At 48.3% G+C, this 20,293-nt stretch carries 18 protein-coding genes and 1 pseudogene; 10 read left to right on the forward strand and 9 right to left on the reverse strand.

Annotated features, from left to right (window positions below):
* The 8 genes and pseudogenes from HMPREF3047_RS11325 to HMPREF3047_RS07990 all read left to right on the forward strand — a co-directional run.
* Nucleotides 1-79, forward strand: a pseudogene (locus HMPREF3047_RS11325) (CRISPR-associated protein Cas4); the annotation flags it as partial.
* 60 nt (nucleotides 80-139) lie between these two features.
* Nucleotides 140-2,086 (forward strand): DUF2075 domain-containing protein, encoded by a 1,947-nt coding sequence (locus HMPREF3047_RS07960; protein WP_070713175.1) that lies wholly within the window; start codon nucleotides 140-142, stop codon nucleotides 2,084-2,086.
* Between the two features lie 62 nt (nucleotides 2,087-2,148).
* Nucleotides 2,149-2,313 (forward strand): hypothetical protein, encoded by a 165-nt coding sequence (locus tag HMPREF3047_RS11500; RefSeq protein WP_210399760.1) that lies wholly within the window; start codon nucleotides 2,149-2,151, stop codon nucleotides 2,311-2,313.
* Nucleotides 2,306-3,103 carry an ABC transporter permease gene (locus HMPREF3047_RS07970; RefSeq protein WP_049230919.1) on the forward strand — a complete coding sequence of 266 codons (798 nt, stop codon included), beginning with the start codon at nucleotides 2,306-2,308 and terminating at the stop codon, nucleotides 3,101-3,103. The genes HMPREF3047_RS11500 and HMPREF3047_RS07970 overlap by 8 nt, the downstream gene beginning before the upstream one ends.
* Nucleotides 3,103-3,795 (forward strand): ATP-binding cassette domain-containing protein, encoded by a 693-nt coding sequence (locus HMPREF3047_RS07975; RefSeq protein ID WP_009310824.1) that lies wholly within the window; start codon nucleotides 3,103-3,105, stop codon nucleotides 3,793-3,795. Before HMPREF3047_RS07970 ends, HMPREF3047_RS07975 begins: the two co-directional genes overlap by 1 nt.
* Before the next feature lie 309 nt (nucleotides 3,796-4,104).
* The gene (locus tag HMPREF3047_RS07980; RefSeq protein WP_036491903.1) at nucleotides 4,105-4,719 is read left to right on the forward strand and encodes a CadD family cadmium resistance transporter; all 615 of its coding nucleotides are present in this window, start codon (nucleotides 4,105-4,107) and stop codon (nucleotides 4,717-4,719) included.
* A 336-nt stretch (nucleotides 4,720-5,055) separates the two neighbouring features.
* Entirely contained in the window at nucleotides 5,056-5,343 is a 288-nt protein-coding gene (locus tag HMPREF3047_RS07985; protein WP_003712505.1) for a barstar family protein, read from the forward strand.
* 94 nt (nucleotides 5,344-5,437) lie between these two features.
* Nucleotides 5,438-6,535 carry an NnrS family protein gene (locus tag HMPREF3047_RS07990; RefSeq protein ID WP_070713181.1) on the forward strand — a complete coding sequence of 366 codons (1,098 nt, stop codon included), beginning with the start codon at nucleotides 5,438-5,440 and terminating at the stop codon, nucleotides 6,533-6,535.
* 51 nt (nucleotides 6,536-6,586) lie between these two features.
* Here HMPREF3047_RS07990 and pgi read toward each other — a convergent pair whose 3' ends face one another.
* The 5 genes from pgi to zwf all read right to left on the reverse strand — a co-directional run bounded on the left by pgi (nucleotide 6,587) and on the right by zwf (nucleotide 12,466).
* Nucleotides 6,587-8,230 carry a glucose-6-phosphate isomerase gene (pgi, locus tag HMPREF3047_RS07995; protein ID WP_070713186.1) on the reverse strand — a complete coding sequence of 548 codons (1,644 nt, stop codon included), beginning with the start codon at nucleotides 8,228-8,230 and terminating at the stop codon, nucleotides 6,587-6,589.
* A 143-nt stretch (nucleotides 8,231-8,373) separates the two neighbouring features.
* The gene (gene hexR / locus HMPREF3047_RS08000; RefSeq protein WP_004519348.1) at nucleotides 8,374-9,222 is read right to left on the reverse strand and encodes a DNA-binding transcriptional regulator HexR; all 849 of its coding nucleotides are present in this window, start codon (nucleotides 9,220-9,222) and stop codon (nucleotides 8,374-8,376) included.
* A gap of 78 nt (nucleotides 9,223-9,300) precedes the next feature.
* Nucleotides 9,301-10,281, reverse strand: a complete 981-nt coding sequence (locus HMPREF3047_RS08005) for a glucokinase (protein ID WP_070713189.1) — start codon at nucleotides 10,279-10,281, stop codon at nucleotides 9,301-9,303.
* Nucleotides 10,262-10,957, reverse strand: coding sequence for a 6-phosphogluconolactonase (pgl, locus tag HMPREF3047_RS08010; RefSeq protein ID WP_070713191.1), 696 nt, complete (start codon nucleotides 10,955-10,957; stop codon nucleotides 10,262-10,264). Before pgl ends, HMPREF3047_RS08005 begins: the two co-directional genes overlap by 20 nt.
* Before the next feature lie 63 nt (nucleotides 10,958-11,020).
* On the reverse strand, nucleotides 11,021-12,466 hold the full coding sequence (gene zwf, locus HMPREF3047_RS08015; RefSeq protein ID WP_070713194.1) for a glucose-6-phosphate dehydrogenase: 1,446 nt from the start codon (nucleotides 12,464-12,466) through the stop codon (nucleotides 11,021-11,023).
* A gap of 484 nt (nucleotides 12,467-12,950) precedes the next feature.
* Here zwf and edd point away from each other — a divergent pair, with 484 nt between their 5' ends.
* Both edd and HMPREF3047_RS08025 read left to right on the forward strand, forming a co-directional pair.
* Nucleotides 12,951-14,786, forward strand: coding sequence for a phosphogluconate dehydratase (gene edd, locus HMPREF3047_RS08020; protein ID WP_004519344.1), 1,836 nt, complete (start codon nucleotides 12,951-12,953; stop codon nucleotides 14,784-14,786).
* A gap of 90 nt (nucleotides 14,787-14,876) precedes the next feature.
* Nucleotides 14,877-15,515 (forward strand): bifunctional 4-hydroxy-2-oxoglutarate aldolase/2-dehydro-3-deoxy-phosphogluconate aldolase, encoded by a 639-nt coding sequence (locus tag HMPREF3047_RS08025; RefSeq protein ID WP_003745733.1) that lies wholly within the window; start codon nucleotides 14,877-14,879, stop codon nucleotides 15,513-15,515.
* Nucleotides 15,516-15,574: 59 nt separating this feature from the next.
* Here the strand turns inward: HMPREF3047_RS08025 and HMPREF3047_RS08030 are convergent, their stop codons facing one another.
* From HMPREF3047_RS08030 to HMPREF3047_RS08045, 4 genes are all read right to left on the reverse strand, one after another.
* Nucleotides 15,575-17,179, reverse strand: a complete 1,605-nt coding sequence (locus HMPREF3047_RS08030; protein WP_070713197.1) for an NAD(P)-binding protein — start codon at nucleotides 17,177-17,179, stop codon at nucleotides 15,575-15,577.
* Between the two features lie 197 nt (nucleotides 17,180-17,376).
* The gene (speD, locus tag HMPREF3047_RS08035; RefSeq protein WP_070713198.1) at nucleotides 17,377-17,739 is read right to left on the reverse strand and encodes an adenosylmethionine decarboxylase; all 363 of its coding nucleotides are present in this window, start codon (nucleotides 17,737-17,739) and stop codon (nucleotides 17,377-17,379) included.
* Nucleotides 17,736-19,430, reverse strand: a complete 1,695-nt coding sequence (locus tag HMPREF3047_RS08040) for a DUF4178 domain-containing protein (protein WP_070713201.1) — start codon at nucleotides 19,428-19,430, stop codon at nucleotides 17,736-17,738. Before HMPREF3047_RS08040 ends, speD begins: the two co-directional genes overlap by 4 nt.
* 316 nt (nucleotides 19,431-19,746) lie before the next feature.
* On the reverse strand, nucleotides 19,747-20,293 hold a 547-nt coding region (locus HMPREF3047_RS08045), incomplete at its 5' end, for a DNA adenine methylase (RefSeq protein ID WP_083315959.1).

Raw genomic sequence — 20,293 nt, forward strand, 5'->3', positions numbered from 1 at the left:
CAACTACGGCAAACGCTGCAAAGCCTGCTCGCTGGTGGAAATTTACCAGCCGGAGTTATTGGGAAAACGGGATAGGTAGAAGCATTATATTGAAGAACTATTTTTATAAGAAATACAATTAATATTAGGTAGATAAATTATGTTAAGAGCTTATTACGGTAAAAGTATTGCTGATTTTATCCAGGAAGATAACCAAAGAATTTTAGGTGAATTAAGTGAAAAACATCAAAATAATAAACTAGAAATTTTGCAAAAAAATGCATGGAAACAGCAAATTACCATTTTAAAGTCCCAATTATCAGGATTAAATGGTTATATTTATTTTGAATTTTTAATTCCAAGAATGGGGAAGCGTGTTGATAATATTGTAATTCTTGGAGATAAGATTTTTTTGCTAGAGTTTAAAATTGGCAGCGAACAATATGATAGGCATGCCATTGACCAAGTGATTGACTATGCGCTTGATTTACGAAATTTCCATGAAGGTAGCCATCATGCAAATTTAATACCTGTATTAATCGCAGAAAAAGCATCAAAAAAATTCAAAAATAATTTTCAGGAAGCTCAAAATCTAAATCAGGCAATTTTATTGAATGCACAGAATTTGCGTGAGTTTTTCAAGCCTTATAATTCAACTAGTCTAATGGATGTTTTAGCTTGGGAGCAATCTCCATACAAACCAACGCCTACCATTATTGAAGCGGCACAAGCACTTTATCAAAATCATGATGTTGCAGAAATCACGCGTTCAGATGCTGGTGCAAAAAATTTGTCAGCTACGGCTAATTGCATTAGTAACATTATTGAGCAAGCCAAACAAGGGAATAAAAAAGCTATTTGTTTTGTTACTGGTGTTCCAGGTGCAGGGAAGACATTGGCTGGGCTCAATATTGCTAATCAGCGTTTAAAAGTAGCAGAAGATGAGCACACTGTTTTCTTATCAGGAAATGGCCCGTTGGTACAAGTTTTGCAAGAGGCTTTGGCAAGAGATAGTGTCATTAAAAATAAAATCAAAAAAGAAAATGCATTAAAGGCAACCAAAGCATTCATTCAAAATATTCATCATTTTAGAGATGAATATTTGGAAAATTCACAGGCACCAACTGAAAAAGTTGTGGTATTTGATGAAGCACAACGAGCGTGGAATCAACATCAAACTTGTAAATTTATGCGTCAAAAACGCGGACGGCCAGATTTTAATAAGTCTGAACCAGAATTTTTGATTGAGGTAATGAATCGCCATCAAGATTGGTGTGTGATAGTTTGCTTGATTGGGGGAGGTCAAGAAATCAACACAGGGGAAGCAGGTCTTGTTGCCTGGATGCAAGCTTTGAAATCTTCTTACATAGATTGGCAGGTGCATTATTCTAATTTAATTGTCAATCAAGACAATTATTTACAAGATACTGCAATAAAAAACTGGTTATCTACGACAGGCGTTAAGCAAAACCATTTACATCTGGCTACTTCAGTGCGTTCGTTTCGGTCAGAAAAAGTTTCGGCATGGGTACACGCGTTATTAGACATAGATGAGCAAGCCAAGTCACTTTGGAAAGAAATTAAAAGCAATTATCCTATTGTACTTACAAGAGATTTGCAAAAGGCTAAAGCATGGGTAAAGGCACAAGCCAAAGGAAGTGAGCGTTATGGCTTGGTGGCTTCATCTGGGGCGCGTCGTCTGAAAGCATTAGGAGTGCATGTCAAAAATGAAATCGACGTGGCCAATTGGTTTTTAAATCCCAAAGATGATGTGCGTTCCTCTTATTTTTTAGAAGATGTGGCAACAGAGTTTGATGTTCAAGGACTTGAGCTTGATTGGGTATGTCTGGCTTGGGGAGAAAATTTCTATTATCAGGGTAACCAGTGGTACTACCAATCCTTTAAAGGGTGCAAATGGCAAAATATCAATAAAGAAGAAGATAAACAGTTTACCCAAAATGCTTATCGAGTTTTATTAACAAGAGCAAGACAGGGCATGGTAGTCTGGATTCCGGAAGGTAGTGAAAGTGATAACACTCGTCAAAAAAAGTTTTATGATGGGACATATCAATACTTAAAATCTATCGGTATAGATGAATTGGTTTAACTGTAAATACAGTGTGTTTAAATTAAAACCTAAAGAATTTCACCATACGCAAACTGCAAAACATGTTCTATATCACCACCAAAGGCAGTTATCTGCATAAGGAGCAGGAGCGTAAGAAAGTCGTCTTGAAAAGAACTTATGGTGTTTGTCCGATTGTCCACCCAACTTTTCAGACGGCCTATCATCTCCAAACCATCCCCATCAACCAACACCCAAACCATGATTAAAACCGACAAAATCCGCAAACCGCAGCCTGCGGTGTTTTACATCATCGACTACCTTTGGAGCGGCTTTGCCGGTCTGAGCGTGGCGATGGTGGTGGTGGCGTTGTGGGCGTGGGGCAGTGCCGTGTTCGGCGAGTTTATGCTGCCTGCGCCGGTGGAGGTGTTTCAAAAGTCTTTGGATTTATTGAAACATTTTCAGGAAAACGAAATCGGGATTTCGCTGTGGCGGTCGGTGGTGGGGATTTCGGTTGCGCTGGTAGCGGGATTGGCGGCGGGGCTGGTGGCGGGCAGTTTTAAGACGGCGATGGCGTTGCTCAAGCCTGTGATTACGATTTTGTTGGCGATGCCGCCGATTATTTGGGTGGTGATGGCTCTGTTTTGGTTCGGTTTCGGCAATCCGAGCGTGTTGTTTACCATCATTGTGTTGGTTGCGCCGCTGACGTTTGCGAGTGCGGCGGTCGGGATGGCGAGCGTAAACAAGCAGCATGAGGAGTTGTTTGACGCTTATAAATTAGGCCGTCTGAAAAAAATCCGCTATCTGTATATCCCGCATCTGACGGGCTATGTGATTTCCAGTATTGGTGTTGCGGTGGCGATGGGAGTGAAGGTGGTAATTATGGCGGAACTCTTGGGCGCGAGCGAAGGCGTGGGCGCGCGGATTGCGGACGCGAGGGCGATGCTGGAGACTTCGACGGTGATGGCTTATGTGGTGTTGGTTATCGTGTTTGTATCGCTGTTTGAATACCTGATTACCAAGCCTTTGGAAATTTTGTTTATGCCGTGGAGGAGATGATGCTCTGTCTTGAAAACGTGCGTTTTGAAATTCTCCGCGACCCCATCGTGCGCGATTTCAGTTTGAACCTGCAACATGGCGAAGTGAAAGCTTTGTTCGGGCCGAGCGGCTGTGGCAAGACGACGGTTTTGCGTTTGATTGCGGGCTTGGAAACGCCGAAATCGGGCACGATACGCAATACTTTCCGCAAAACGGGTTTTCTGTTTCAGGAAAACCGCCTGCCGGGAAACTTGACCGCGATGCAGAATATCGCTATTTTTATGGACAAACCCGATGAAGGCGAAATCATCGCGCTGGCGGCGAAAGTCGGGCTGACTGCGGGCGATTTGAACAAATATCCGACCGAATTGTCCGGCGGCATGGCGAAACGGGTAGCATTTTTGCGCCTGCTGCTGTGCGGCTGCGACCTTGCCTTGCTGGACGAGCCGTTCGTCGGTTTGGACCGCGATTTGCGCGATATTTTGGTCGCCATGCTGGTGGAAAAAATCGAGCGGCAGGGCATGGCGTGTATGCTGGTAACGCACGACCGCTTCGAAGCCGCACGCCTGAGCCATGAAATCATGCTGCTTTCCACTAAGGGCATGAACGTGCAAAACGTGATTACCCTGCCTACGCCGCTGTCCGAACGCGATTCGGCTTTTGAAGAAGCCGTGGTGGCAAGAGAGTTTCAGGGGATTCATTATTATGAGTGATAGGAATTTAAATTTCTGACAAACCTTGCGGTTCGTTGCCCTCTCCCTAACCCTCTCCCACGGGGAAAGGGGATCAGGTTTCTCAAAATCAGAGAGCCGTAGAATTGGGAATCAGATGTCAGGTAAACCTGAAAATGTTCAGGCTCGACAGCCCAATTCCCTCTCCCCGTGGGAGATGGCTAGGGAGAGGGTAAGCAAGCCGCAGGCTTGCCTCTTTAGCGAAAGATACGAATCTGTTATCCGAACGCGATTCGGTTTTTGAAAAAGCCGTGGTGCCAAGGGGGCAGGGGATTCATTATGAGGTGCTTTATGTTTTCGACTGTGATTACTGCTGCTGTTTTATATATTGCTACAGCAGTAGATTTGTTGGTAATACTATTAATATTTTTTGCTAGAGCAAATACTAGAAAAGAATATCGAGATATTTATATCGGACAATATTTAGGTTCTGTAATTTTAATATTAGTTAGTTTATTTCTAGCTTTTGTTTTGCATTATGTTCCGGAAAAATGGGTGTTGGGTTTATTAGGTTTAATACCGATTTACTTAGGTATTAAAGTTGCTATTTACGACGATTGTGAGGGCGAAAAAAGAGCTAAAAAAGAATTGGATGAAAAAGGGTTGTCAAAATTAGTCGGTATTGTTGCTTTGGTTACAGTTGCTAGTTGTGGTGCAGATAATATTGGACTTTTTGTTCCTTACTTTGTGACTTTAGATCTTGTCGACTTATTAGTTACTCTTCTTGTATTTTTAATATTGATTTTTGTTTTAGTATATACAGCACAAAGATTGGCTAATATTTCAGGTGTTGGTGAAATTGTAGAGAAGTTTAGTCGTTGGATAATGGCTGTTATTTATATTGGTTTAGGATTATTTATTATTATTGAAAATAATACAATTCAAACAATAATATCAATAATATGAATGATACAGGCATTTGAGTATCTGACAAACCTTGCGCTTCGTTGCTCTCTCCCTAACCCTCTCCCACGGGGAGAGGGAATCAGGTTGCTGAAAATCAGAGGGCGCAGGATTGGGAATTAGATGGCAAGTAAACCTGAAAATGTTCGGGCTCAACAGCTTAATTCCCTCTCCTCGTGGGAGAGGGCCAGGGAGAGGGTAAGCAAGCCGCAGGCTTGTCTCTTCGGTGAAAGGTACGAATCTGTCCGCCCAATAAATCCATAATGGATTGCTATATATAACAACTGATCATTATATCTCTGCAATACAAATTGGAACTTGGAAATATGAGTATAACTTATGCAATTAGAGATTATCGGTAGTAAAATTTATACGGAACAAGATTTTCATAATCAAATTTCAAAAATATTTTCTATACAAGATTATTATGGGAACAATCTTGATGCTCTGTGGGATTTATTAAGCACAAATGTAGAACGACCGATTACTTTGGTATGGAAAGATGCTATGTTCTCAAAAAATCAATTAGAAAATATATTTATTGAAATAGTAAAGGTTCTAGAAAGAGTTAAGAAACAAGATGAGGATTATGGATTCGAAGAAAAATTTAATTATATTTTAGAGTAAGTAAACCCTAATTACATTACGTACACAGGCTTAAAACTCCCCAGAGCCAATTAAGCAATCCGAAAGCATCTTCAATGCAGAATCAAGCCAAGCGATGAATAAATTTTTCACCCACCCCATGCGGCCGTTTTTCGTCTGCGCGGCGGCACTTGCCATACTCGGCCCGTTGGTGTTTTTCATCAGCCCCAGTGCCGTCATTTTACACCGCCAAATCTTCTTAGAACTCATGCTGCCTGCAGCATACGGCGGTTTCCTGACTGCCGCTATGCTCGAATGGACGGGCTATAAAGGTCGTCTGAAACCCGTTGCCACCGTCTTGGCGGCGCTGTTGCTCGCCGCAACTGTCCTGTTGCCGTTTGCTCCGCAAACCGCTTCGTTTTTCGTCGCCGCCTATTGGCTGGTGTTGCTGCTGTTCTGCGCTTGGCTGATTTGGCTCGACCGCAACACTGATAACTTCGCCCTGCTGATTCTGCTCGCAGCATTTACTGTTTTTCAGACGGCCTATGCCGTTAGCGGCGATTTGAACCTGTTGCGCGCGCAAGTGCATTTAAACATGGCGGCTGTCATGTTCGTATCCGTCCGCGTCAGTATTCTTTTGGGCGCGGAAGCCCTCAAAGAATGTCGTCTGAAAGACCCCGTATTCATCCCCAACGTCGTCTATAAAAACATCGCCATCACCTTCCTGCTCCTGCATGTCGCCGCCGAACTTTGGCTGCCCGCGCAAACCGCCGGTTTTACCGCGCTCGCCGTCGGCTTCATCCTGCTCGCCAAGCTGCGCGAACTGCACCATCACGAACTCCTGCGCAAACACTACGTCCGCACTTATTACCTGCTCCAGCTCTTTGCCGCCGCAGGCTATCTGTGGACAGGCGCGGCGAAACTGCAAAATCTGCCCTCCTCCACCCCATTACACCTGATTACCCTCGGCGGTATGATGGGCGGCGTGATGATGGTATGGCTGACTGCCGGACTGTGGCACAGCGGCTTTACCAAACTCGACTACCCGAAACTCTGCCGCATTGCCATTCCCCTACTCTTTACGGCAGCCATCTCTCGCGCTTTCTTGATGAACGTGAACCCGATATTTTTCATCACTGTTCCTGCGATTCTGACCGCCGCCGTGTTCGTACTGTATCTTTCCACATTTGTACCAATATTTCGGGATAATGCGTTTACGGATGATCCGGAATAAAACAAAAGGCCGTCTGAAAATTTCAGACGGCCTTAGCTTTAAATAAATGCTTTATTTGTTGGCATTCAAATAAAGATTAATCAGACGTGTAGTGGAGCTGTCGTGTTTTTGCACTTCGGTCTCGCCGGTCAATTCGGCAAGAATAGTTTTGGCCAGTTGTTTGCCGAGCTCTACGCCCCATTGGTCAAAGCTGTTGATGCCCCAAATAATGCCTTGGACGAAAGTTTTGTGTTCGTACATGGCAATCAGGCTACCCATATTGCGTGGGTTGATTTTGTCCATGAGGATGAGGTTGGTCGGACGGTTGCCGGAGAAGGTTTTGTGCGGAACCAGCTCTTCGATACGCGCTTCATCCATGCCTTGCGCTTGAAGCTCGGCGCGTACTTCGTCAGGCGTTTTGCCACGCATAAAGGCTTCGGCTTGGGCAAAAACGTTGGCCAACAGGATTTCGTGGTGGCCGCGCAGGTTGCTGCGTTTTTCAAGGGAGGCGATGAGGTCAATCGGTGTGATGTGCGTACCTTGGTGCAGCAGTTGGAAGAATGCGTGCTGGCCGTTGATACCGGTTTCGCCCCAAATAATCGGGGAAGTTTCGTAACCGACCGGTTTACCGTCAAGGGTAACTTGTTTGCCGTTGCTCTCCATATCGAGCTGCTGGATGAATTTAGGCAGGCGGTGGAGATGTTGGTCGTAAGGGGCGATGACGTGGCTGCCACCGCCGTAGTAGTTGATGTACCAGATGCCGATAAGGGCGAGGATGACGGGCATGTTGCGCTCTAGCGGCGTATTGATGAAGTGTTGGTCCATCAGGTGCGCGCCGTTGAGCATTTCGATGAAGTTTTCTTCGCCGAGATACAGCATAATCGGCAGGCCGATGGCTGACCAGAGGCTGTATCGTCCGCCGACCCAGTCCCAAAATTCAAACATATTGGCGGTATCGATACCGAATTCGGCAACGGCTTTTTGGTTGGTCGATACGGCAACGAAGTGTTTGGCTACGGCGCTTTCATCGCCTGCATGATCCAAGAACCATTTACGCGCGGTCAGGGCGTTGGTCAGGGTTTCTTGGGTGGTAAAGGTTTTGGAAGCAATGATGAACAGCGTGGTTTCAGGGTGGACTTTGGACAATACGTCGCGCAGTTGGGAGCCGTCCACGTTGGAGACGAAGTGCATCTTCAGGCGCGGATGACCGAAAGGCTTGAGCGCGGTACACATCATCAGGGGGCCGAGGTCGGAGCCGCCGATACCTATGTTGACGACGTCGGTAATGACTTGATTGGTATAGCCCAACCAGCTGCCGCTGCGGACTTCATGCGCGAACTCGCCCATGCGTTGCAGGACATGGTTGACCTTAGGCATCACATCCTCACCATCCACGACGATGGGGGCATTGGTGCGGTTGCGCAGGGCAACGTGGAGTACGGCGCGGTTTTCTGTCGTATTGATTTTTTCGCCGTGGAACATTTGCTGCATCCGCTCTGGCACGCCTGCTTCACGCGCCAACTCGAACAAAAGCGACATGGTTTCGTCGTTGATACGATTTTTAGAATAATCCAAAGTCAGGCCGCCAACCTGCAGCCAGTAGCGCTCGGCACGTTCGGGATCTTGCTCGAACATTTCGCGCATGTGTTGTTCTTTGGTTTCGTCAAAATGTATCCATAATTTTGACCAAGCTGGTAAATCGTGAAGGTGTTTCATCGGATGCTCTCCTGGATAGTGGACAGTTTTGTTGAGAAAACGGCCGTGAGGTCGTCTGAAACGGGAACGGGGTGGTTTCCGTTTTTTGAGGTTTCAGACGGCCTTGATGTGGGTTGGGGCCGTCTGAAGGTATCAGTGAAGAATCAATCTTTATCGTATTCGATGTGTTTGTTATGTATGCTTTTTTTACTTTTTTGCAGTTGCGTGCTGGCAGTGTCGCCCAAACGCAATGCCAAGCCGATGGCAAGAATGTCGATAACGGCCAGCTGCAGAAGACGGGACACCATAGGCGTATAAAGCTCGGCATTTTCCTGAGTGGCAATGCTCAATACGCAGTCGGCCATTTGTGCCAACGGCGAATCATTGCGGGTCAGCGCGATAACGGCTGCGCCGTTTTCTTTGGCGATACTGGCCGCGTCCAATAATTCGATAGATGAGCCGGTATTGGAAATCGCCACCAATACATCCTGCTCAGTCAATACGGAAGCCGCCATCAGCTGGGTATGCGTATCGACATAGGCAACGGTGGACATACCGAAGCGGAAGAATTTGTGTTGCGCATCTTGGGCAACGATGCCGGAGTTACCGACTCCATAAAACTCAACGCGTCGCGCGTGCATCAAAATGGCAATCGCGTTTTCCAGTTCGGATTCTTTCAGGAAACGGCGCTCGCCCAAGAGGGAGGCTGCGGCGTTACCCAATACTTTTTCGACCACGCTGCCCATGTTGTCATCGGCGTTTAATTCTTCATGAACGTAAGGCATGCCTTCGTGGCCGATGCTGGCAGACAAAGCGAGTTTGAACTCAGGCAAGCCTTTATAACCCAAGCTGCGGCAGAAACGGATTACTGTCGGCTGACTGACGGATGCACGCTCGGCTATTTCCGCCACAGCGGCATGAACGAACCATTTCGGCTCGGCCAGCGCAGATTCGGCAACTTTGCGTTCTGCGCCGGAGAGGTTGGACAATGATTCGCTGATTTTGCTTAACATAATACTCTACCCTTTGATTTTTTGACGTTCAGGACAAGGTTTTTTTCCACCCCCTGCCCTGCACCGCCGTTTGTGTGTTTAAACGTTATTTAAATGATTGTCTAATGCGACCGCCGCGCCGACGATGCCCGGAAACTCGCTCAATACGACATACACGGGAATAGCGGCAAGATAAGCCTCAAAGCGGCCTTTATTTTCAAAGCGGCTGCGGAACGGGGACGTTTTAAAGTAATCCAACACGCGCGGGATAATGCCGCCGCACAAATACACGCCGCCGCGCGCACCCAATGACAAAGCCAAATTGGAAGCAACCGTACCCAGCATGGCGCAGAAAATATCCAAAGTCTGACGGCAAATCGGCGATGTTCCGCTCAATGCCTTATCAGTGATTTCAGAAGGCTTCAGACGGCATTGTTTGATGTTGTCGCGCTTGGCCAATGCCTCGTAAATCAGGCTCAAACCTGCGCCGCTCAAAAAACGCTCGGCAGAAACATGGCCGTATTTGTTTTTAGCGTATTGCCAAATCAACACTTCCATATCGTCAAACGGCGGAAAGCTGGTATGGCCGCCCTCGCCTGCCAACGCCACCCAGCCGGCAGCGCTGTGCACCAAACCGCTGACACCCAAACCGGTACCCGGGCCGATGACGGCTTTAGGCGCAAATTCGATGGGTTTTTGACCGCCGATTTGTACCAAGTCATTCTTTTCAGTTTTGGTCACTGCCAAAGCTTGGGCGGTAAAATCGTTCAACAGAATCAACGTTTCAAAACCCAAAGCCTGACGGGTGGTCTCGATGGAAAACGCCCAATGGTGGTTGGTCATTTGCACCCAGTCGCCTAAAATCGGATTGGCAATCGCAAAGGCGGCGTGCAAAACTTTCGGACTGCCTGCGCGTTCCAAATAAGTTTTGGCGGCATCAACGACGGTATCATAATCTTTACAAGGTAAAACTTCAGCCTTCTCAATCACTTGTGGTGCAGTTTCAAGCGCAAAACGGGCATTCGTACCGCCGATATCGGCGACCAGGCGGGGATAAGCTTCAGTGTGCATAGTAGACATGGCAGTTAATTCCTTGATGATCGAGAATCAGGCTGGTCGGATATTCGGTATCGGCCCTTGCAGCAGCTTTGTCGAATACCGCTTTTTTCTCTGCGCCTTGAATAGCCAAAAATACATTCGGCGTTTTGGCAATCGCACCCAAAGTCATGCTCACACGCTCATGCGGCGCGGTAACCGGCGTAGTATGAATCAATGTCGGATCATCAGCTTCATTGATTGCGGCCTGTAATTGAGGCGCTTGAGGGAACAACGACGCTGTATGCCCGTCTCCTCCCATGCCCAACACCAGCACGTCAGGTTGCTTGTAATGTTTCAATGCATAAGCAACGACAACTTCAGGTTGTAATTCAGTTTCAGACTTTCCGTCTTCAACAACAGGAATCCATGTGGCAACGGCCGCGTTATTTTTGAGCAGATATTCACGTACCAAGCCTGTATTGCTGTCGGCATGCGTGGTCGGGACAATACGCTCGTCCACCAAAGTAATGCCGACATTTTGCCAATTTAAATCTTTTTGCGACAAAGCCTCGAAAAACGCAATCGGCGAACGACCGCCGGAAACAGCCAAAACCGCATGGCCTTTCTCATTCAACGCGGTTTGTAATGCAGCGGCAACGGCATCAGCGAGAGCCTGCGCGGCAGTTGCAGCGTTTTCTTGTTCGTGCCAAACAAACATGTTTCGTCCTTTCATGGTTTCAGACGGCCTTTTGTTGGAAAACAAGGCCGTCTGAAAGAAATATTATTGCTCTTCGTGCCACTTGTTGCCGTCACGCGCCAACAGCGCGCGCGCAGCTTCAGGACCCCAAGAATGGGCTTCGTAAGCATGCGGAGGCGTTGTATTGTTCGCCCAGTTTTCCAGGATAGGCATCACATATTCCCAAGCAGCTTCGAGTTCGTCACGACGGTTGAACAAAGCGAGTTTGCCGTTAATCACATCCAGCAGCAGGCGCTCATAAGCCTCGGCGCGGCGGCCCTCTACGGCTGTGCCCAAGTCTACGCCAATCGGTGTAACTTCGACTTTGTTGCCTGCACCCGGGGTTTTTACTTGAGTGTAAAGGCGGACGGATTCGGTCGGTTGTAGTTCAATAACCAAACGATTCGGCGCAGGTTGGCTGTTGTCAAAAATATGGTTTTGCAGCGGACGGAAATTCAACACGATTTCCGCTACTTTGCCTGCCATGCGTTTGCCGGTACGCAGGTAGAAAGGTACGCCTTTCCAACGTTCGTTTTCGATTTTGGCCTTGATGGCGACATAGGTTTCAGTGAAACTGTCTTTCGGTACATCGACTTCTTCCAGATAGCCGTTCATGCCGTTTGCTGCAACATATTGGCCGCGAATAACATTTTCGTTGACGGATTCGATGGTCAGCGGTTTCAGCGATTTGATGACTTTCACTTTCTCGTCGCGTACGGCATCCGCATCCAAGCTCGCCGGTGCTTCCATCGCAGTCATACAAAGCATTTGCATCAAGTGGTTTTGCACCATGTCGCGCAGCGCGCCGGTAATGTCGTAGAACTCGCCGCGTTCTTCCACGCCGAGCTGTTCGGCGATGGTCAGTTGTACGCTTTCGATGTATTTGTTGTTCCACAACGGCTCGAACATCACGTTGGCAAAACGCAGCGCCAGTAGGTTTTGCAGGCTTTCTTTACCCAAGTAATGGTCGATGCGGTAGATTTGTTCTTCTTTGAAATAACGGGCCACATCTGTATTGATTTGTTGGGAAGAAACCAGGTCCGTACCCAACGGTTTTTCCAAAACCACGCGCACGTTATCGGCATTCAAACCGATTTCGGCAAGGTTTTCACAGGCTTGCGCAAAGAATTTCGGCGCAGTTGAGAGGTAGATCACGACATTCTCAGTATTCTTGCGTGCTTTTACCAAGTCGCCCAAGGCAATGAAATCGCCTTTCTTTGTCACATCGACTTTCAAATACTCAAGACGTTGGATGAACGATGCCCACGCTTCATCTGAGAAGTTTTGTTTGACATGGATTTTAGAATTCGTTTCCACTTTAGCCAAAAAGCCGGCGGTATCCAATTCGCTACGGCTTACGCCCAAAATACGACCTTCGGGATGAAGCAAACCAGCTACATGCGCCTGATACAGGCAAGGCAAAAGTTTACGCATTGCCAAATCGCCGGTCGCGCCAAACAACACCAAATCAAAATTTGTCTGTGTACTCATTGTTTCATCTCTCGTTGAGGAAGCTTGCTTCAAAACTTTTGGACTGTCGTCATCTATAAAAATCGATTAGAATCAAAAGCCTTTAAGCAATAAGCAGTAAAAAACCAATCGCCTGCACCAAAATTTCAAACAAGCGGGCTAATGAGTAGTAATACTACACATGGCTACACATTTTGTCTATTCTCATTTTTACAAATTGTTTGATTTAACATAAAAGTTTGATGACTTTTGCAGCCTGCCATTTTACGAATTGACCATACCTCGATTTAAATCAAATTTCTTCCACTTAGTAAATTATTTTGTAACAAAATTACAGATTTTGTACTATAATATGCGGACGCTTCGAAGAGAAAATCTTCAAATATTCAGACGGCCCATATTATTCATTCCCACAGCTCAAGGCCGTCTGAAGAAAACACCCAATACAAAAATCAGAAACGCGCAAACAAAATCCCTATCATATCGTTTAGCCAGGAGACCGCACATGAACCCCACTCCTATTCACCCGAAACTCGCCGAAATTACCGAGCGCATCATCGAGCGCAGCCGCCCGACGCGTGAAAAGTATCTGGCGAAAATCCGCAGCGCCAAACAGATGGGACGCTTAGAGCGCAACCAACTCGGCTGCAGCAATTTGGCGCACGGCTATGCCTCCATGCCTAAGAGTATCAAAATCGAAATGCTTCAGGAAACCGTCCCCAACTTAGGCATCATCACTGCCTACAATGACATGGTTTCCGCACACCAGCCGTTTAAAGACTTCCCTGACCAAATCAAAGACGAAGCACAAAAAAACGGCGCTACCGCCCAAGTCGCCGGCGGCACACCCGCCATGTGCGACGGTATTACCCAAGGCTACGCCGGTATGGAATTGTCGCTGTTTTCCCGCGACGTGATTGCCATGAGTACCGCCATCGGTCTGTCGCATCAAATGTTTGACGGCAGCCTGTTTATGGGCGTGTGCGACAAAATCGTTCCCGGCCTGATGATCGGTGCGTTGTCTTTCGGCCATATTCCCGGCATCTTCGTCCCCGCAGGCCCTATGTCCAGCGGTATCGGCAATAAAGAAAAAGCCCGTACCCGCCAGCTTTTCGCCGAAGGCAAAGTCGGCCGCGATGCCTTGCTTGAAAGCGAAATGGGCTCTTACCACAGCCCGGGTACTTGTACCTTCTACGGCACCGCCAACTCCAACCAAATGATGATGGAAATGATGGGCGTGCACCTGCCTGCCGCCGCCTTTGTCCACCCATATACCGACCTGCGCGAAGCACTGACCCGCTACGCAGCCGGACACCTCGCACGTGGCATCAAAAACGGTACCATCAAACCATTGGGCGAAATGTTGACCGAAAAATCCTTCATCAACGCCCTGATCGGCCTGATGGCAACCGGCGGCTCGACCAACCACACCATGCACCTCGTCGCCATGGCGCGTGCCGCAGGCGTGATTTTGAACTGGGACGACTTCGACGAAATTTCCTCCATCATCCCATTGCTGATCCGTGTGTATCCAAACGGCAAAGCCGACGTGAACCACTTCACCGCAGCCGGCGGCCTGCCTTTCGTTATCCGCGAATTGCTGGACGCAGGCCTGTTGCACGACGATGTCGATACCGTCGTCGGACACGGTATGCGCCACTACACCAAAGAGCCTTTCCTTATCGACGGCAAACTCGAATGGCGCGAGGCCCCCGAAACCAGCGGCAATGAAGACATCCTGCGCAAAGCCGACAACCCGTTCTCCCCAGACGGTGGTTTGCGCCTGATGAAAGGCAACATCGGTCGCGGCGTGATTAAAGTGTCCGCCGTACGCGAAGGCTGCCGCATTATTGAAGCGCCCGCCATTGTATTCAATGACCAACGCGAAGTATTGGCTGCATTTGAACGCGGCGAGTTGGAACGCGATTTCGTCTGCGTCGTCCGCTACCAAGGCCCGCGCGCCAACGGTATGCCCGAGTTACACAAACTGACCCCGCCTTTGGGCATTCTGCAAGACCGCGGCTTCAAAGTGGCGCTGCTGACCGACGGCCGTATGTCCGGCGCATCCGGCAAAGTTCCGGCCTCCATCCACATGACCCCCGAAGCCCTGATGGGCGGCAATATCGCCAAAATCCGTACCGGCGACTTGATCCGCTTCGACTCCGTTACCGGCGAACTCAACGTCCTGATTAACGAAGCCGAATGGAACGCCCGCGAAGTCGAACGTATCGACTTGAGCGCGAACCAACAAGGTTGCGGCCGCGAACTCTTCGCCAACTTCCGCAGCATGACCAGCAGCGCAGAAACCGGTGCCATGAGCTTCGGCGGCGAATTTGCCTAAACCCTTTTCAGACGGCCTCTTAAAACAATCAGGTCGTCTGAAACCATGTTAACGACCCTATTACGATACAGTCCCCAACGGAGACCTAAAATGTCTAAACTGACCCCTCGTGAAATTCTGACTGCCGGCGCAGTTGTGCCGGTAATGGCGATTGACGACTTGAGTACTGCCGTCGATTTGTCCCACGCCCTTGTCGAAGGCGGCATCCCTACCCTCGAAATCACCCTGCGCACCCCCGTCGGCCTCGACGCCATCCGCCTGATTGCCAAAGAAGTGCCCAACGCCATCGTCGGCGCGGGTACGGTTACCAACCCTGAACAGCTCAAAGCCGTCGAAGACGCAGGCGCGGTTTTCGCCATCAGCCCGGGTTTGCACGAATCCCTCGCCAAAGCCAGCCACAACAGCGGCATCCCCCTGATTCCCGGCGTTGCCACTCCTGGCGAAGTCCAACTGGCTTTGGAACACGGCATCGACACCCTTAAACTCTTTCCCGCCGAAGTCGTCGGCGGCAAAGCCATGCTCAAAGCCCTCTACGGCCCTTACGCCGACGTGCGCTTCTGCCCGACCGGCGGCATCAGCCTGGCAACTGCACCCGAGTACTTGGCACTGCCTAATGTCTTGTGCGTCGGCGGCTCATGGCTGACTCCAAAAGAAGCCATCAAAAACAAAGACTGGGATACCATCACCCGTCTGGCTCGCGAAGCTGCCGCTTTGAAACCCAAAGCCTAATCAGGATAAAAGAGCAAAGGCCATCTGAATATAATTTCAGACGGCCTTTTTTATATCAATTAAGCCAACACTTTCCGTGCCGCTTCCACACCCCAATACAAAGCCTCTTCAAATACCGAATAGCTGCTTAAGTCACTGTGTGCGAACAACAATCCGCCATTTCGGTTTCTGATTTTTAATAAAGCCTCATCGCTTAAATAGCCGGGCTTCGGCACGCTCATGCCATGCCCGCGAACAGTAATGTCAACATGGGAAACGTGCCGCCAAAAGCCTTCGCCGTAAGCGGTAAGCAGATCTTGGGCGGCAAGCTGGAGCAGCTCTTCGTCGCTTGCTTCAAGTAGCTGGCGGCGGACGGCTTGTGGCGTATCGTGATTGAGCGCGGCGTAGGCGGTAAAAATCGTGCGTTCAGGACGGGCAACCCGAATAAGCTGGTTGGTCGCAACAACGTAGCCCAGCCCTTGGCTGCCGTAAACCACATTGTCCCACGCAAGTTCGCTGTTGTTTTTTTCTTTTGGGAAACTGTGCAGTTCGAAATTGGAAACCAGCCATGGCGCGTATTCGGGAATATCCAGACCAAATTGTTCTGGATGTTCAATAATGCGTGCGGCAACCATCAGCGGCATGGCAGAGATTACGTGTTGCGCGGTAACGGCAACGGTTTCCCCTTTTACATTATCACGCAACCACACTTCAATCCGGCCGTCTGAAAGCGGTTTGATTTTGACGGAGGAAGCATTAACCGAAGCAGGTTTCTCCAAACGGATACTGTTTTCAGACGGCCATTGCCAGCCTTCCTGCAAACCGGCATGACGGCGTAGGTTTTCAGAAAGATGCGCCAAACCTTCGGGCCAAGTGAGGACGGTTTCTGCATTGTTGCGGGCGGCAAAATAATGCAGTCCGGCAAAGGCAGACACTTGCCCGATGCCTTGTCCGTAATCGTCGCGGCAACAATAATCGAGATACCATAAAAGCTCGGGCGAGTGGTAACCTTCTTGCTCAAGCCATTGTTTAAACGTCAGATTATCGAGTTTGCGCCATGTCTCATCTGCCGATGACAGCGCGATCGGAATGGCAAAAATTTTCTTACCGTCATTGCCGTAAGCCTGTTTCAGACGGCTTATCAAATCAAAAAACCGTTTGGAATCCGCATCTTCTTTCGGCAATAAATGTTCCACCCATTTATCCTGATATAAGAGGCGCGATTCGGGCGCATAGACCAAATCGGTTTCCCTAAAGCTGCCGTCCGACTGCAAAATACCGAAATCCGCCAACATCTCGCGCACATACACGCTTTCTTTCGACGGCAAAGCCAAATAATGCGCACCACTCGGCGCTTTCAGGCCGTCTGAAGATGTATAGGCGGCATTGTTGCCATTGCGCTCAAACCCTTCTGCCAACAATACATCGCGGTGATTATGCTTCGCCAAATACCACAATGATCCCAACCCAGCCGCACCGCCGCCGAGTATCAACGTATTGCATTCATAACGACGGGTCGGCGGACTGAGCAATTCCCCGTCACGCAACAAATGCCCCAACGGTAAGCCGACACGGTTAATAGAAACCGGCGGTTTATGGTTAAGGTATTTGTAAGTCTGCCAAGAAAAAGCAGAAGCAGCGCCAAGCGCGGCTGTATAGCTGAGAAATTGACGGCGGGTTAGCATAATAAATTATTGCTTTTCAGTATTTTTTAGGAAAGCAAGTCGTACACCCTTTTCTCTGTAAGATACCCATTATTTCCAAATGCCTTCATGTTATAGAACCGATAACACTTAACCAGCAATACATTAACATCCCCTAAAATATCAAATGGCGTATGCTTGACATTGAACTTTTTCCCCTTTTGCCAATATTAATAAAACTAAAATAAAGTCAAATCACTGCCTCTATTTACAACCGTCCAATCCACCCGTTCCGCAGCCAACTCCCTGCACAACACTTCCTTCACTTTTTCCAATTTCATACCTCCGCAAATAAATGCGTCTATAGCGGCAAAACGGTGTTCAGGCCAAGTATGGATACTGATATGGGACTCGGCGAGCAGCAAAACGCCGGTTACGCCGCCTGCGCCGCCGAAGGTGTGGAAATGTTTGGTCAATATAGTCGCTTCTGCTGCCTGTGCGGCTGCTACCAAAGCGGTTTTCAGACGGCCTTCATCTTTTAAGATGGCTTCATCGCAGCCATATAAGTCCAATAGACCATGATTACCGGGCATGTGGGTCATTTATGGCCTCCGGAATAGCCGCTTGAATAGCCTCCGTAGCTTCCTCCTGAATGAACTCGGCTACCGTCATCATCCAAATCAGACAAATCTGCATAATTCATCATCGTAACAAAAACAATCAAAGCCATTGCGCAAATAACATATCCCACTCGAGAGATACTCTGTTCGCCATTTTCATCTCTCTTCCGTCCGACTATAAAAAGAGCATAGACACCCCAACCGATAAGAAATATATCGAATAGTGCATCGAAGCCATTCATAAACAATGACGGAATATTGACGATAACCAAAATAGCAATCATCAGAAGTCGTAATTTTTCATCGATATCATCTGCACTCATTTTCACGGTGTAAGATGATATTTTATTGGTCAATTCAAATGCATCTGCAATTTCCCGATAAGCAATTGGGGCACTTCTAGTCCATGTCATTTCGTGACTGTTTAGTTCGGAGCCAATCTTACGGCTTTGTCCGTCTCGGTAATCGCTGTAATAGTTCAAATCACCGTTTCGGACACGCCAATAAAACGCTCCGCTGGCAATCCTGACCCGTCCGCCATAGTCATAAAGTTTGCCATAGCCTTGCGGTTGGCGGTTGCGGTCGAGGCGCGGCCAATCGTTCAAGGTTTCGGAAATATTCCAACCTTCATCAGCTTCAACCAGCCATAAGAAACCCTGAGTTGGGTTGTAAAGCAGATACTCTGTCCACTGCCCTTCTGGTGCCAATGTATGTTTGGCACCTTTGAACAAGTTATCAAATGTTTCCTGCGCATCTGTTTCTAAATATCTAATTGCGCCGATAACATGAAACTCTTTATTTTTCAGACGGCCTGTCGATCCGACAGGCAAAGTAAACATCGTATTTTGCGACAAACGCAGATTATTGGCGGTAATAAGCTCCGCTTTATCCTTACCGACTGCCAATTCGCTGCCGCAACTTTGACAGCTCAGATGGGAAGTCAGCCCGTTTACCCAATGAATGGATGAGCCGCAGTTAGGACAGTTTTCTGAAGTAATACTGCCTTTCAGACGGCCTGCGCTTTCTTTAATTTCATCTTCGTGGCGCGTGTTTTCCAGCTTCAAATCATCTAGGTTTACCATCCGACCGAAGAAGGCTTCGGGTGTTTTGTTGCTGTAATCGAGCGTAATGAAAAGGTTTTCGCAACGCCAGTCGGAAACCCGATTTTCTGTATCCTCTTTCAAAACAAACGGCAATTCGCCCTGCGCGGCGGCGCGTTTCAAGCTGATTTTGCGGACATCGGAGGCAATATAGTGCTTATCTTGGAAAGTCAGCTCGCTAAATCCGGCTCGCGTGTCTTCAAATTTCGGCGGATTATCGATTTCGACCGGCATGGTCATCACATACAAATCGCCCGCCTCAGAAAGCCAACCGGCTCTGCCGTCGTCAAACAGCGCATACCATTCATTCCACGCACCATCGTCGTATTGCACCTGAAGCCGTCCGACCAAGGTAAAGCGTTGAGCGACAAATGTGCCGCTGGTTCCGATTTGCAGCGGACTAAAATCTTCCAGCAATGCGGAATCGCGGCCGGAGTCGACAACGCCGTTATCTTGCCGCACCAGCATGCTGTTGCAATAGCCGCACACCAGCGTCACGGCAGAAGCAGAATGCGCTTCGACAGGTGCGCCGCAGCTTGGGCAGTCGGTTTTGAAGAAAGGAGTTTGAGACATGGATTTGCTTTTCCAGAATGGGTTGGAGTGTTTCAGACGGCCTTAGCGTTTATATCAACTGGTTTTATCAATGATTTCAGATTAAAACGCCGAACGGACTCAATCAAATGATTCAAAAGGCCGTCTGAAACCTTTTCACAGAAGCAGATACGCTTCTTTGAATGATATTTTTCAGACGGCCTTTGTAAGCCGCCGCCGACTTTTGCACTTTGTTGCAGTAACTTTTGCACTCTATGCTCTGCGAAAGTTTCGACAGCTTTTGCACTATATCGGATGATGAGAAATAAGAAAAGCGACGCTACCGTCGCTTTTTATTTTACCAATTACATACGACCAATTCTCCACTGGTTTTACCAGTTTTATTTCTTCCGACCGTATAAGCCAATTCAAGTTGAGTGATACGGAAATCCTTAAATAATTCCCTAATATCAGGCTGGTCATTAATGGATAGCATGACCTTACCCTTACTCTCTGCCATTACCTTGGCCAGTAATTCATACTGCTCCCAGCCAAATGATTGGTCATAGCCTGCGGTCTGCCAATATGGTGGGTCTGCATAGAAGAAGGTGTGCTCACGGTCATATCGTTTGAAGCAACGATCCCACGATTCATTCTCGATATAAACACCTTTTAAACGGTCTTTAGCAGCCTTTAATTTAACCTCAATCTGTGATGCATCCCACGCTTTTGACGTGGTAGCTGTCCCGAAATGCTGCTGGACGGTTTTGCCGCCGAAGGCGTTGTGCTGAAGGTAGAAGAAGCGAGCGGCGCGTTGAATATCTGTCATGCATTCGGGCGGCGTGTTTTGCAGGCAGGCGAATGTCTCGCGGCTGGTCAGCGTCCACTCGAACTGACGGACGAAC

It is taken from the genome of Neisseria sp. HMSC075C10 (assembly GCF_001815615.1).
Taxonomy (GTDB): Bacteria; Pseudomonadota; Gammaproteobacteria; order Burkholderiales; family Neisseriaceae; genus Neisseria; species Neisseria subflava_A.

Excerpts from the sequence above, each read along its gene's own strand:
- HMPREF3047_RS07960 (WP_070713175.1), top strand. The coding sequence starts at position 140 with ATGTTAAGAGCTTATTACGGTAAAAGTATTGCTGATTTTATCCAGGAA.
- HMPREF3047_RS11500 (WP_210399760.1), top strand. The coding sequence starts at position 2,149 with ATGTTCTATATCACCACCAAAGGCAGTTATCTGCATAAGGAGCAGGAG.
- HMPREF3047_RS07970 (WP_049230919.1), top strand. The coding sequence starts at position 2,306 with ATGATTAAAACCGACAAAATCCGCAAACCGCAGCCTGCGGTGTTTTAC.
- HMPREF3047_RS07975 (WP_009310824.1), top strand. The coding sequence starts at position 3,103 with ATGCTCTGTCTTGAAAACGTGCGTTTTGAAATTCTCCGCGACCCCATC.
- HMPREF3047_RS07980 (WP_036491903.1), top strand. The coding sequence starts at position 4,105 with ATGTTTTCGACTGTGATTACTGCTGCTGTTTTATATATTGCTACAGCA.
- HMPREF3047_RS07985 (WP_003712505.1), top strand. The coding sequence starts at position 5,056 with ATGCAATTAGAGATTATCGGTAGTAAAATTTATACGGAACAAGATTTT.
- HMPREF3047_RS07990 (WP_070713181.1), top strand. The coding sequence starts at position 5,438 with ATGAATAAATTTTTCACCCACCCCATGCGGCCGTTTTTCGTCTGCGCG.
- pgi (WP_070713186.1), bottom strand. The coding sequence starts at position 8,230 with ATGAAACACCTTCACGATTTACCAGCTTGGTCAAAATTATGGATACAT.
- hexR (WP_004519348.1), bottom strand. The coding sequence starts at position 9,222 with ATGTTAAGCAAAATCAGCGAATCATTGTCCAACCTCTCCGGCGCAGAA.
- HMPREF3047_RS08005 (WP_070713189.1), bottom strand. The coding sequence starts at position 10,281 with ATGTCTACTATGCACACTGAAGCTTATCCCCGCCTGGTCGCCGATATC.
- pgl (WP_070713191.1), bottom strand. The coding sequence starts at position 10,957 with ATGTTTGTTTGGCACGAACAAGAAAACGCTGCAACTGCCGCGCAGGCT.
- zwf (WP_070713194.1), bottom strand. The coding sequence starts at position 12,466 with ATGAGTACACAGACAAATTTTGATTTGGTGTTGTTTGGCGCGACCGGC.
- edd (WP_004519344.1), top strand. The coding sequence starts at position 12,951 with ATGAACCCCACTCCTATTCACCCGAAACTCGCCGAAATTACCGAGCGC.
- HMPREF3047_RS08025 (WP_003745733.1), top strand. The coding sequence starts at position 14,877 with ATGTCTAAACTGACCCCTCGTGAAATTCTGACTGCCGGCGCAGTTGTG.
- HMPREF3047_RS08030 (WP_070713197.1), bottom strand. The coding sequence starts at position 17,179 with ATGCTAACCCGCCGTCAATTTCTCAGCTATACAGCCGCGCTTGGCGCT.
- speD (WP_070713198.1), bottom strand. The coding sequence starts at position 17,739 with ATGACCCACATGCCCGGTAATCATGGTCTATTGGACTTATATGGCTGC.
- HMPREF3047_RS08040 (WP_070713201.1), bottom strand. The coding sequence starts at position 19,430 with ATGTCTCAAACTCCTTTCTTCAAAACCGACTGCCCAAGCTGCGGCGCA.